This is a genomic window from Pseudomonas sp. LBUM1658 (assembly GCF_059716055.1).
Map to the genome: position 1 here is coordinate 1,546,497 of NZ_CP166798.1, position 10,997 is coordinate 1,557,493.

Genomic DNA, 10,997 nt, shown 5'->3' on the forward strand with positions numbered 1-10,997 from the left:
GCACAACGAAAATTCAATGTGGGAGCGAGCTTGCTCGCGATGGGGCCAGTTGCCTCACCGCCAATTAAAGGATTTCAAACATGCTGCAACTGATCCTCGGCGGCGCCCGCTCCGGCAAAAGTCGCCTGGCTGAAAAACTCGCGTCCGATAGCGGCCTGGCGGTGACATACATCGCCACCAGCCAGCCGCTGGACGGCGAAATGAGCGAGCGGGTCGCCCATCACCGCGCCCGTCGCCCCGCCGAATGGGCGCTGATCGAAGAACCGCTGGAATTGGCCCGGGTGCTGCGGGAAACCGCGAGCGCCGAGCGTTGCCTGCTGGTGGATTGCTTGACTCTCTGGCTGACCAATCTGCTGATGCTGGACAACCCCGAACGCCTGGCGGCTGAGCGTGAAGCGTTGCTGGAGTGCCTGGCGTCGTTGCCGGGCGAGATTATTTTTGTCAGCAATGAGACCGGCATGGGTGTCGTACCGCTGGGCGAACTGACTCGCCGCTATGTCGATGAAGCTGGTTGGTTGCATCAAGCCCTGGCCGGTCGCTGTCAGCGCGTCGTATTGACCGTCGCCGGCCTGCCCCTGACTCTGAAAGGAACTGCGTTATGAGTAACTGCTGGTGGCTGAACCCGTGTAAGGCGATCGACGCGCAGGCCGTCGAACAGGCCGCTGCCCGTCAGCAGCAACTGACCAAACCGGCCGGTTCCCTCGGCCGGCTCGAGGCGATCGCGGTGCAGTTGGCCGGGTTGCAAGGGCGGGTCAAACCGAGTCTGAATCAGCTGTGGATCGCAATTTTCGCCGGCGACCATGGCGTGGTCGCCGAGGGCGTTTCGGCGTTCCCCCAGGAAGTCACCGCACAGATGCTGCACAACTTCGTCAGCGGCGGCGCGGCGATCAGCGTGCTGGCGCGCCAGCTGGGCGCACAATTGGAAGTGGTCGATCTGGGTACCGTCAGACCTTCGCTGGATCTGCCGGGGGTGCGGCACCTGAACATTGGCGCAGGCACGCAGAATTTCGTCAACGCCCCGGCCATGACTCAAACACAGGGCGAATCGGCCCTGGAGGCCGGACGTGACAGCGTGCGCCGCGCCCTGGCGGCAGGTGCCGAGCTGTTTGTCGGCGGCGAGATGGGCATCGGTAACACCACCGCGGCCAGCGCCGTGGCATGTGCATTACTCGATTGTCCGGTGGCGCATCTGGTCGGCCCGGGTACCGGTCTGAATGCCGCGGGTGTCAATCATAAAGCCCAGGTCATCGAGCGCGCCCTGGTCTTGCATCGGGCCCAGCGCGGCGATGCCTTGCAGACCTTGTTCAATCTTGGTGGCTTCGAGATCGCGGCACTGGTCGGGGCTTATCTGGCCTGCGCCCAGGAAGGCGTGGCGGTGCTGGTGGACGGATTTATCTGCAGCGTCGCGGCGTTGGTCGCGGTGCGCTTGAATCCGGCGAGTCGCGACTGGTTGCTGTTCGGTCATCGTGGTGCCGAACCGGGTCATCGGCATGTGCTTGAGGCACTCAACGCCGAGCCGCTACTGGATCTGGGCTTGCGCCTGGGCGAGGGCAGCGGCGCCGCATTGGCCGTGCCATTGTTGCGACTGGCCTGCGAGCTGCACGGGCAGATGGCGACCTTTGCCGAAGCCGCCGTGGCGGATCGTCCGGCATGACCTTGTACCTGGACTTGCTGCGCCACGGCGAAACCGAACTCGGTGGCGGTTTGCGCGGTAGCCTGGATGACGCGCTGACGGCGCTGGGCTGGGAGCAGATGCGCGCTGCAGTGTTGGCCAAGGGCCCCTGGGATCGGTTGGTCAGTTCGCCGCTGCAACGTTGCGCGCGTTTCGCCGATGAACTGGGCGCGCGCCTCGATCTGCCGGTCACGCTGGACAAAGACCTGCAGGAATTACACTTCGGAGCCTGGGAAGGGCGGAGCGCGGCGGACCTGATGGAAACCGACGCACAAGCCTTGGGTTTGTTCTGGGCCGACCCCTACGGCTTTACCCCGCCTGAAGGCGAGCCGGTGATGCAGTTTTCGGCACGGGTGCTGGCGGCGGTCGAGCGCCTGCATCAGAATTATGCCGGTGAGCGGCTGTTGTTGATCAGTCATGGCGGGGTGATGCGCCTGCTGCTGGCCCGGGCCCGGGGTTTGCCCCGTGAGCAATTGCTCAATGTCGAAGTTGGCCATGGCGCGCTGTTCTCGCTACGGGTCGAAGCCAATATCGTGCTCAGGGAACACGCCTGACCATGCTGCCTTTCTGGATCGCCCTGCAATTTCTGAGCAGCTTGCCAATTCGTCTGCCAGGTATGCCGCAGCCGCAGGAACTGGGGCGTTCATTGCTGTTCTATCCGCTGGTGGGGTTGCTGTTAGGCGGGCTGTTGTATGCGCTGAACTGGCTGCTGGCGGGAGCGCCGTTGTTATTACACGCGGCATTGCTGCTGAGCGCCTGGGTATTGCTCAGCGGCGGCTTGCATCTCGATGGCCTGGCGGACAGTGCCGATGCCTGGCTGGGTGGTTTTGGCGATCGTGAACGAACCCTGACCATCATGAAGGACCCGCGCAGCGGACCGATTGCCGTGGTCACGCTGGTGCTGGTGCTGTTGCTCAAATTCACCGCGCTGCTGGCGCTGGTCGAGCAGCAGCACAGCGCAGCGTTACTCCTGGCGCCACTGCTCGGTCGCAGTGCAATGCTCGGCTTGTTCCTGACCACGCCCTACGTGCGGGCCGGCGGTCTGGGCCAGGCACTGGCTGATCACCTGCCGCGTCTGGCCGGCAAACAGGTGTTGCTGTTGAGTGCGCTGGTCTGTGTGTTGATTGCCGGGTGGAGCGGTGTGTTTGCCGTGGTGCTGGCTGCGGTGGTGTTCTTCTGGTTGCGGCAGGTGATGCTGAGGCGCCTGGGCGGGACCACGGGAGATACCGCCGGAGCATTGCTGGAATTGCTGGAAGTAGCAGTGTTGGTGGGGTTGGCGCTGGTCTGAAGGTTTCTCGGGAGCTGGTGCAGCCTGCGATCTTTGGCAGTTCTGGATATTGCCCGGGAGCAAGATCAAAAGATCGCAGGCTGCGGCAGCTCCGAGGGCGCATGCGCACTCCACACAAACAGGCCGGCCGGTCGGTCGGCCGCCTCGCTTTATCGAATAACTTGATTTTCGGCAAGCGCGGGTATATACACGCACCATGCTTCCCTCCCAATGTTTATGCACCAACCTGCGTCGCGCCGCTCGAGGCGTCAGCAGGCATTACGACGGCGCTCTCGACGGCTTCGGGATCAACGTTGCGCAGTATTCTTTGCTGTGTAATTTGCAACGCCTGGACCAGCCGAGTATTTCCACCCTGGCTCACGCCATGGGCCTGGACCGCAGCACCCTCGGCCGCAATCTGCGGGTGCTCGAAGGTGAAGGTCTGGTGACCCTGGTCGAAGGTGAAGATCATCGCAATCGCGTGGTGTTGCTCACCGAGGCCGGCTGCGAACGACTGGCGGCGGCCTTGCCGGCGTGGGAGGCGGCGCAACAGCGTTTGATCGAACGACTGGGTGCAGAGAAGCGCGAAACCCTACTGGCCTTGCTGGACGAACTTGCCTGAAGGCAAAGAATTCTGAGCTTAAGCGGGTATATACCCGCTATCGGAGAACAACAATGACATCGATGTGGCGTACCAGTGGTTGGGTTCTTCTCGGGAGTGCGCTGATCCTTGCATTGTCTTTGGGCGTGCGGCATGGCTTCGGGCTGTTTCTGGCGCCGATGAGTGCCGATTTCGGCTGGGGACGAGAAGTGTTCGCCTTCGCCATCGCCTTGCAGAACCTGATCTGGGGCCTGGCGCAACCTTTTACCGGTGCGCTGGCTGACCGTTTCGGTGCGGCGAAAGTGGTGCTGATCGGTGGGGTGCTGTACGCCCTTGGGTTGGTCTTCATGGGGCTGTCCGACTCGGCCTGGTCGTTATCGCTGAGCGCAGGCCTGCTGATCGGCATCGGCCTGTCGGGTACCTCGTTCTCGGTGATTCTGGGGGTGGTCGGACGTGCCGTTGCTCCCGAAAAACGCAGCATGGCCATGGGTATCGCCAGTGCCGCCGGTTCTTTCGGTCAATTCGCCATGTTGCCCGGGACCCTCGGGTTGATCGGCTGGCTTGGCTGGTCGACGGCACTGTTGGTGTTGGGGCTGCTGGTGGCGATGATCGTGCCGCTGGTGAGCATGCTCAAGGACAACCCGCTGCCGCTGGCCGGCCATGAGCAAACTTTGTCCGAAGCCTTGCGCGAGGCCTGCTCGCACTCTGGCTTCTGGTTGCTGGCGTTCGGTTTTTTTGTCTGTGGCTTTCAGGTGGTGTTTATCGGCGTGCACTTGCCGGCCTATCTGGTGGACCAGCATCTACCAGCAATGACCGGCACCACGGTATTGGCGCTGATCGGCCTGTTCAATATCTTCGGCACCTATACCGCCGGCTGGCTCGGCGGGCGGATGTCCAAGCCACGCTTGCTGACCGGGCTGTATCTGCTGCGCGCGGTGGTGATCGGGCTGTTCCTGTGGGCGCCGGTAACGCAGGTCAGCGCTTATCTGTTTGGCATGGCCATGGGCTTTTTGTGGCTGTCGACCGTGCCCTTGACCAACGGCACAGTGGCGACGCTGTTCGGTGTGCGAAATCTGTCGATGCTTGGCGGTATCGTGTTCCTCTTCCACCAGTTGGGGTCGTTCCTCGGCGGTTGGCTGGGCGGGGTGGTCTACGACCGCACCGGCAGCTATGACCTGATCTGGCAGGCGGCGATTCTCTTGAGCCTGTTGGCCGCTGCGTTGAACTGGCCGGTACGTGAGCGTCCGGTTGCGCGACTGCAAGCGCAGACCAGTTTGGCATGAACAGGTTCTGGCCGTGGTGCGTCGGCCTGGGTCTGGGCAGCTTGCTGCTGGCGCTGGCCTGGTGGGGTTGGCACCAGGGCGGCCTGGCGCTGATGCAACTGGGCATGGGTGCTTGCTAGGTGCGCCTTTTGGCGAGTAACTTCGCAGTCTGACCAAGACCTTTCAAGGACATTGATCATGCTGATTCGCTGGCTTGCGGTTCCAGCTCTACTCGTGGCTTTCGGCGGTTCGGCGCTGGCTGCCGAGTGCCCGCCATTGTTGCAAGGCTCATTGCCCAAGTTGCACGCCAAGGAATCCATCGATCTGTGCGAGCGCTTTGCCGGCAAACCGCTGGTGGTAGTCAATACCGCCAGCTTCTGTGGCTTCGCCCCACAGTTCAAAGGGCTCGAGGCGCTGTATCAAAACTACAAGGAGCAAGGCCTGGAGTTGGTCGGCGTGCCCTCCAATGACTTCAAGCAGGAAGCCAAGGATGGTTCCGAGACAGCCAAGGTCTGTTATGTGAACTACGGCGTGACCTTCACCATGACCGAACCGCAAAAAGTCCGCGGTCCCGATGCGACTCATTTGTTCAAGATCCTGGCGCAACAGAGCAGTGCGCCGAAATGGAATTTCTACAAATACGTGGTCGACCGCCGTGGCAAGGTGATCGCCAGCTTTTCCAGCCTGACCAAACCCGATAATCCAGAGTTTATCGAAGCGGTGGAAAAGGCCCTGGCTTCAACACCCTGATCAACCCCCATTAAAAAGCCCCGCCTCTTCTGTAGCAGAGGGCGGGGCTTTTTTTCGGCTGGTGAGTGGTTCGACCTCGCCGAGAATCAGAACTTGTAGGTTGCGCCTACACCGAAGCCGTTTGCCGTGTTTTCATACGTGGCGTTGTAGGCCTGGCCACGATTGTTGCGGTTGTCGATCTTGGCATCGTCTTCCTTGAGGTAGGAATAGGCGACGTCGATGGTCAGATCGTCAGTCGGGCTCCAGCCGGCGCCGATGCTGAAGATCTTCCGATCGCCAGTCGGGATGCGCGGAGAGCGGTCGGTGTTGTTGGTCGGTGCCTGGTCAACCGTCAGGCCGGTGCGCAGCACCCATTGCTTGTTCAGCTGATAGGACGCGCCGATGGCATGAGCCCAGGTGTCGTGCCAGTCCTGTTCTTCGGAAATGGTCCCGAACTGGCCCGCCAGAACCGGTGGTACGCCCTGGTTCTCGACGGTGATCTCTTTCAGGCGGCTCCAGCGGGTCCAGGTGCTGCCTGCGTAGAGAGTCCACTGGTCGTTCAGCGCGTGGGTGACCGAGAGGTCCACCGACTCGGGGGTGGTGATATCCAGTGAAGCGTCGTACTTCTGGCTGGTGCTCTGGCCGAAGCGGGCCAGCAACCCGTAGTTCACCTTGGTGTTGCCTTCGAGCTTGTACTTCACTTTCGAGTGATAGGTCAGGCCGACGCGGGTGCTGTCGGTGGCTTGCACCAGGACACCGACGTTGTAGCCTAGCGCGGTGTCGTCACCCTCGATCTTGACCTTGCCATCCGGCGCGGCCTGGCTCAGCGACAGATTGGATTCCAGGGCGCCGTCAATACGGTTGATGGTCGGACCAAAGCCGATGGAAACCTTGTCGTTGAACGCATAGCTGATGGTCGGTTGCAAGGTCAGCACCGTGACTTCGCTTTTGCTGCCGAAATAGCGACCGGCGAAATTGTTCTCGTAGTCGGTTACCAGGCCGAAAGGCGCGTACATGCCGAAACCCACAGCCCAGTGATCGTCGATTGGCTTGACGTAATAACCCATAGGGACGGCAATGAGCGGCACCATGTCGCCTTTGTTGCTGCCGCCATTAGGGCGGGAGCTGGCGTCGTTGATGTCGGTATGGGCATCGATCGCGGCGACACCGCCGGTGACTTGTTCACGCTTGAGGCGCGACATGCCGGCAGGGTTGCCAAATACGGTGCTTGCATCATCGGCAGAAGAAGCTCGCCCGGCGAACCCAGTGCCCATCCCGCTGATGCTTTGTTCGTTGACGGCAAAGCCACTGGCGAAAATCTGGGTGGATGCCAACGTAACGGCAAGACTAAGCGTGGTTTTGAGCATTACTTTTTTCATTATTAGAACTCTTGGTGATCACCGGGGCGAAAATTACCAACATTTTCGCTCCAGCGCTATAGGCTGTATCGCTTGAGATAGAGCGGTTTTGTAGGACAATCGGACCAGGATTCCGGATTATTGCGCGATATTGCCTATTCACCCATTAGCAGGCGATTGGATTGGGAAGGGATATGAAAGTTTGCCAGGCGTAGGTGAAGTCCCTGAGGCGCCCTTGAGGGTGAAATGTCTGCCGCCAGATCCTCGCCATGGCGAGCAGATCGTCCGCTTCAGGCAGGGGAGTGTTTTGTTCCTCGACCAGCAGCCAGGCGATGGCAGTGGCGTAACGCAGATTGACCGTGAGTTCCATGTGCGGTCCGCTGAGAAAAGCATGTTGACTGGCAAGGCCGCGAACCAGGCTGGCACGTTCGGGGTCGAGCGCCAGGTAGTGGTCCCAGAGGGCCTGATGGCGGATTTCGGCAATCCGGTACAGCCCGTGTCCACGGCGGTCATGCAGGGCGGATCCGAGTGCCGACTGGCTGGCGGCAATGCCCAGTAACAGTGATTCGGCGGTCGGGCTGTGGCACCCGAGGTAGATCAGAGTCGGGCGGATCACGTAACGGCACAGCTCGCTGGCGGCGATACCCATACAGCCCTCCACGCGTGCGAATTGGTGGCGAGATCTGAGCGGCTTGGCAGCGGGGGAGTTCAGTCTCGCCATAAGCGGTTCATGCCGCTTGAGTTGAAGTGTAGTGTCATATTCGTGCTGTAAAGGACTGTTTTTAAAATATTTCTGGCTTCGAGTTATAATCGTTATATCGGTTGGTGCTTAAGCCGGTCCGCGGGGGTCGGAAATTTCAAGCAATAAAAAACCCTGCTGTTGAGGCAGGGTTTTGGCTTTTCGGCGTTCTGGCGTATCAGGCAACCAGTGCCTGACGGGTACGCTCGATCACGGCCTGCAGCGGCTCGGCGCTGGAGTATTGATCGGGGTACAGGCGTTCGCTGTGACGAGCGATGCCGTGTTCGTTGACCAGGGTGAAGCTGAAGCAGCCTTTGCGAGCGGCCATGATCAGGCAGTTCATTGGTGCAAAAGCGTTGGTGAGGGTGCGAATGGCATCCTGAGTGTGAATTTGACTCATGGTTATGGTGTTCCTACAAATGACACGGATAAGAACCGTGCAACGTTAAAACGTTCCAGTAACGTCGACCACCGTTGGTCGAACGAAGAACCCGACTGGAACAAAGCAGCCAGTTAGAAGCGCTTGGATTTATGCGCGCTTGGGCTGGCAGGTAGGTACTTAGGAGGGCAGGCAGCACATCAAGGGCAAAGGTTCGGGGCCCAGGGTGAAGATCCTGATCAATATGCAGGTTGGTTCGGTCAGAGTATGAGCACTTCGCAACACCCTTTGCTTTCGATCAAAGGCAGTGTCGTCGCAAGTGTTACCTGGAAACCATCGAGGTGGTCGATCCCGTGTTGTCGGTAGAAGCTTCTCTTTAGGGAAGGTATACCGGGGGACTTTTTCGACCGTAATTGACTTTCAGCTTGGTACTAACGCCGCGGATAGTAACGGATCGAGCTACAGAAGGGAAGGGTGCCAAGCAAAAAACTGTTCGGCAATAAGCTCGTCACCGGATCAGGCCGCAGGCAGGGGGTATCACGGTAGCATAGAATCTGGCCTATGCCAGGCCGGTGTGGCCGGGACAGTAGCCGTTGGAAGGTGCTGCTTCAGCGGTCCGCCAGCGGTTTTTTTTCTGCAGAAGGTGCCAAAAAACTGTCCTGATATAACTGCTTCGTGGGTACTTGTGCACAATGGTTGCGCGGCGTGTTACAGCACTGTCAACTCAGCCTTACAACGGGTCTCTGCCTTCAGTGAAATTTTAAGTCAATGAAAAACATCGTTTTTTTTTACTGGTGAAAAAATCGTCAGTTTGACTGCGGGCCCCGTTCCGTGGGGGTTTGAGGGAGTTGCAGGAGGGTTGTCCACTGAGTTATCCACAGCTTCTGTGGATTGTCCCAAGCGCTTGCTCTAGCACGGGCGTGCAGGATTTTTTTGGGCTTTACGCGTACGAAAAAAGGAGTAGAGTGGCGCGCCTTCCGATCTACCCCACAGTGCTTTATGAAGTTTCGCTCAGTACCATCTGTAACCTCCACATCTTCAGGTGTTACCTCACCCAAACGCCTGGCATTGCGTGTCGCCATGTGGCTGCTCGACAGCCCGCGCCTGGGCGATAACCGGAATGTCAAACACTTCGCCGGACGTTTGCTCAAGCAACCGGCCCGTGATGGCGTGGTCGCTGCGCAAAGTCGTCTGGGACAATTGATGTACCGCGAATGCGGCAGTGCCCGGGATCGGCGAATCGGTCATGATCTGCTGCGCCAGGCCGCCCGCGCAGGTGACCGGTGTGCCCGGCGCGAACTGGGTCAGATCGAAGACTGAGCTGTTCCTGGACCGACGCCTTGTTTAACCTTCAGGCTTTATCCCATCGGCAGGAGTGGTTATGGCTATGGACTTGACCAGCGCATTGCTGGGGCTGACGGGTGCCGCGCTGCCGCTATTGGTGTTGGTCTGGCACTCTCAGCGACGCCTGAGTGCCCGGCAATCCGAGCTGTCGCTGCTGGAGGAGCGCCTGAGCACTGCACAACTGGCGCAAGAGGGGCTCAATGCCCAGCTCGATGCCAGTCGCGATGAAATCAGCGACCTGAGCCAGGCCAATGCCACTAAACAAGCGGATCTGGCCGCGGTTCGCCGTGAAGTCGAACTGCTGCAGATCGAGCGTGACAACGCGCGCGACGCGGCTCACGCCTGGAGTCTGGAACGCAGCAGCAAGGAGGCCGAGTTACGCCGCCTCGACGCTCAGGCGGCGTCGCTGAACGCCGAGCTGCGTGAACAACAGGAAAGCCATCAACAACGCCTGAGCGACCTGCAGGGCTCGCGAGACGAGCTGCGTGCGCAATTTGCGGAACTGGCCGGGAAGATCTTCGATGAGCGCGAGCAGCGTTTTGCCGAGACCAGTCAGCAACGTCTGGGGCAACTGCTCGACCCACTGAAAGAGCGCATTCAGTCGTTTGAAAAGCGCGTTGAAGAAAGCTACCAGGCCGAAGCCCGCGAGCGTTTCTCCCTGGCCAAGGAGCTGGAGCGTCTGCAGCAGTTGAATCTGCGCCTGAGTGACGAGGCAACCAACCTGACTCGCGCCCTCAAGGGTCAGAAAACCCAGGGCAACTGGGGTGAGTTGATTCTCGAGCGAGTGCTTGAGCATGCGGGCCTGGAGAAGGGCCGCGAATACCAGACCCAGGTCAGCCTCAAAGGCCCGGATGGCGAACGTTTTCAACCAGACGTGCTGATCATGTTGCCGGGCGACAAGCAGGTAGTGGTCGATTCCAAGGTCAGCCTCACCGCTTATCAGCAATACGTGGCTGCCGATGACGAAGTGATTGGCCAGGCGGCGCTGAAACAGCATGTGCTGTCTCTGCGCAATCATGTCAAAGGCTTGGCCGGCAAGGACTACAAGCGTCTGGAAGGTTTGCATAGCCTGGATTTCGTGCTGCTTTTCGTGCCAATCGAAGCGGCTTTCTCCGCCGCGTTGCAAGCGGAGCCGAACCTGTTTCAGGAAGCCTTCGATCGCAACATTGTCATCGTCAGCCCGACCACTTTGCTGGCAACATTGCGGGTCATCGACAGCTTGTGGAAGCAAGAGCGCCAGAGCCAGAACGCGCGGGAGATCGCCGAGCGCGCCGGCTGGCTGTACGACAAGTTCGTGTTGTTCATCCAGGACCTGGACGAAGTCGGCAATCGCCTGCAGCAACTGGACAAAGCCTACAGCGCGGCGCGCAACAAACTGACCGAAGGCCGCGGCAATCTGATCAGCCGCAGCGAGCAGCTCAAGCTGCTCGGCGCTCGGGCCAGCAAGAGCCTGCCAGCGGATCTGCTGGAGCGCGCGATGACCGATGTGGACGGGATGGCGGAATTGCCGGACTGATTGAAAATCAAAAGATCGCAGCCTGTGGCAGCTCCTACGCCGACCGCGTGTTTCCTACAGCATGTGAGCGAACACAAATCCTGTAGGAGCTGCCGAAGGCTGCGATCTTTAGCGGTCTAATCCACGCTGA

Annotated in this window: 13 protein-coding genes; 10 read left to right on the forward strand and 3 right to left on the reverse strand. The window is 59.9% G+C overall.

Annotated elements, in window-relative coordinates; genetic code table 11:
* The first annotated feature begins 80 nt into the window (after positions 1 to 80).
* From cobU to ACA064_RS07120, 8 genes are all read left to right on the forward strand, one after another.
* Positions 81 to 602: a bifunctional adenosylcobinamide kinase/adenosylcobinamide-phosphate guanylyltransferase gene (cobU, locus tag ACA064_RS07085; RefSeq protein WP_497672739.1), complete on the forward strand. Its 522-nt coding sequence runs from the start codon at positions 81 to 83 to the stop codon at positions 600 to 602.
* Positions 599 to 1,654 (forward strand): nicotinate-nucleotide--dimethylbenzimidazole phosphoribosyltransferase, encoded by a 1,056-nt coding sequence (gene cobT, locus ACA064_RS07090; RefSeq protein ID WP_497672740.1) that lies wholly within the window; start codon positions 599 to 601, stop codon positions 1,652 to 1,654. The genes cobU and cobT overlap by 4 nt, the downstream gene beginning before the upstream one ends.
* On the forward strand, positions 1,651 to 2,226 hold the full coding sequence (gene cobC / locus ACA064_RS07095) for an alpha-ribazole phosphatase family protein (RefSeq protein ID WP_497672741.1): 576 nt from the start codon (positions 1,651 to 1,653) through the stop codon (positions 2,224 to 2,226). Before cobT ends, cobC begins: the two co-directional genes overlap by 4 nt.
* 2 nt (positions 2,227 to 2,228) lie before the next feature.
* Positions 2,229 to 2,960, forward strand: a complete 732-nt coding sequence (locus ACA064_RS07100) for an adenosylcobinamide-GDP ribazoletransferase (protein WP_497672742.1) — start codon at positions 2,229 to 2,231, stop codon at positions 2,958 to 2,960.
* 196 nt (positions 2,961 to 3,156) lie between these two features.
* Positions 3,157 to 3,561, forward strand: coding sequence for a MarR family winged helix-turn-helix transcriptional regulator (locus ACA064_RS07105; RefSeq protein ID WP_497672743.1), 405 nt, complete (start codon positions 3,157 to 3,159; stop codon positions 3,559 to 3,561).
* A gap of 53 nt (positions 3,562 to 3,614) precedes the next feature.
* Entirely contained in the window at positions 3,615 to 4,823 is a 1,209-nt protein-coding gene (locus ACA064_RS07110) for an MFS transporter (RefSeq protein WP_150640268.1), read from the forward strand.
* Complete coding sequence (locus tag ACA064_RS07115; protein ID WP_497672744.1) at positions 4,820 to 4,942, forward strand: hypothetical protein; 123 nt, start codon at positions 4,820 to 4,822, stop codon at positions 4,940 to 4,942. The genes ACA064_RS07110 and ACA064_RS07115 overlap by 4 nt, the downstream gene beginning before the upstream one ends.
* A gap of 58 nt (positions 4,943 to 5,000) precedes the next feature.
* Complete coding sequence (locus ACA064_RS07120) at positions 5,001 to 5,552, forward strand: glutathione peroxidase (protein WP_497672745.1); 552 nt, start codon at positions 5,001 to 5,003, stop codon at positions 5,550 to 5,552.
* Between the two features lie 86 nt (positions 5,553 to 5,638).
* Here ACA064_RS07120 and ACA064_RS07125 read toward each other — a convergent pair whose 3' ends face one another.
* The 3 genes from ACA064_RS07125 to ACA064_RS07135 form a co-directional block, all read right to left on the reverse strand.
* A complete protein-coding gene (locus ACA064_RS07125) occupies positions 5,639 to 6,910 on the reverse strand; it encodes an OmpP1/FadL family transporter (RefSeq protein WP_497672746.1) in 1,272 nt (423 codons plus the stop codon).
* A gap of 145 nt (positions 6,911 to 7,055) precedes the next feature.
* Positions 7,056 to 7,538: a hypothetical protein gene (locus ACA064_RS07130; RefSeq protein WP_497672747.1), complete on the reverse strand. Its 483-nt coding sequence runs from the start codon at positions 7,536 to 7,538 to the stop codon at positions 7,056 to 7,058.
* A gap of 268 nt (positions 7,539 to 7,806) precedes the next feature.
* Positions 7,807 to 8,028: a hypothetical protein gene (locus ACA064_RS07135; RefSeq protein ID WP_150640264.1), complete on the reverse strand. Its 222-nt coding sequence runs from the start codon at positions 8,026 to 8,028 to the stop codon at positions 7,807 to 7,809.
* A gap of 978 nt (positions 8,029 to 9,006) precedes the next feature.
* Between ACA064_RS07135 and ACA064_RS07140 the strand changes: the two genes are divergently transcribed.
* Positions 9,007 to 9,327, forward strand: a complete 321-nt coding sequence (locus ACA064_RS07140) for a sel1 repeat family protein (RefSeq protein ID WP_497672748.1) — start codon at positions 9,007 to 9,009, stop codon at positions 9,325 to 9,327.
* Positions 9,328 to 9,502: 175 nt separating this feature from the next.
* On the forward strand, positions 9,503 to 10,867 hold the full coding sequence (locus tag ACA064_RS07145; RefSeq protein ID WP_497674185.1) for a DNA recombination protein RmuC: 1,365 nt from the start codon (positions 9,503 to 9,505) through the stop codon (positions 10,865 to 10,867).
* Positions 10,868 to 10,997 lie beyond the last annotated feature (130 nt).

Coding starts and splice junctions, on each gene's coding strand:
- ACA064_RS07110 (WP_150640268.1), top strand. CDS start 3,615: ATGACATCGATGTGGCGTACCAGTGGTTGGGTTCTTCTCGGGAGTGCG.
- ACA064_RS07125 (WP_497672746.1), bottom strand. CDS start 6,910: ATGAAAAAAGTAATGCTCAAAACCACGCTTAGTCTTGCCGTTACGTTG.
- cobT (WP_497672740.1), top strand. CDS start 599: ATGAGTAACTGCTGGTGGCTGAACCCGTGTAAGGCGATCGACGCGCAG.
- ACA064_RS07120 (WP_497672745.1), top strand. CDS start 5,001: ATGCTGATTCGCTGGCTTGCGGTTCCAGCTCTACTCGTGGCTTTCGGC.
- cobC (WP_497672741.1), top strand. CDS start 1,651: ATGACCTTGTACCTGGACTTGCTGCGCCACGGCGAAACCGAACTCGGT.
- ACA064_RS07140 (WP_497672748.1), top strand. CDS start 9,007: ATGAAGTTTCGCTCAGTACCATCTGTAACCTCCACATCTTCAGGTGTT.
- ACA064_RS07135 (WP_150640264.1), bottom strand. CDS start 8,028: ATGAGTCAAATTCACACTCAGGATGCCATTCGCACCCTCACCAACGCT.
- ACA064_RS07105 (WP_497672743.1), top strand. CDS start 3,157: ATGCTTCCCTCCCAATGTTTATGCACCAACCTGCGTCGCGCCGCTCGA.
- ACA064_RS07100 (WP_497672742.1), top strand. CDS start 2,229: ATGCTGCCTTTCTGGATCGCCCTGCAATTTCTGAGCAGCTTGCCAATT.
- ACA064_RS07130 (WP_497672747.1), bottom strand. CDS start 7,538: ATGGGTATCGCCGCCAGCGAGCTGTGCCGTTACGTGATCCGCCCGACT.
- ACA064_RS07115 (WP_497672744.1), top strand. CDS start 4,820: ATGAACAGGTTCTGGCCGTGGTGCGTCGGCCTGGGTCTGGGCAGCTTG.
- cobU (WP_497672739.1), top strand. CDS start 81: ATGCTGCAACTGATCCTCGGCGGCGCCCGCTCCGGCAAAAGTCGCCTG.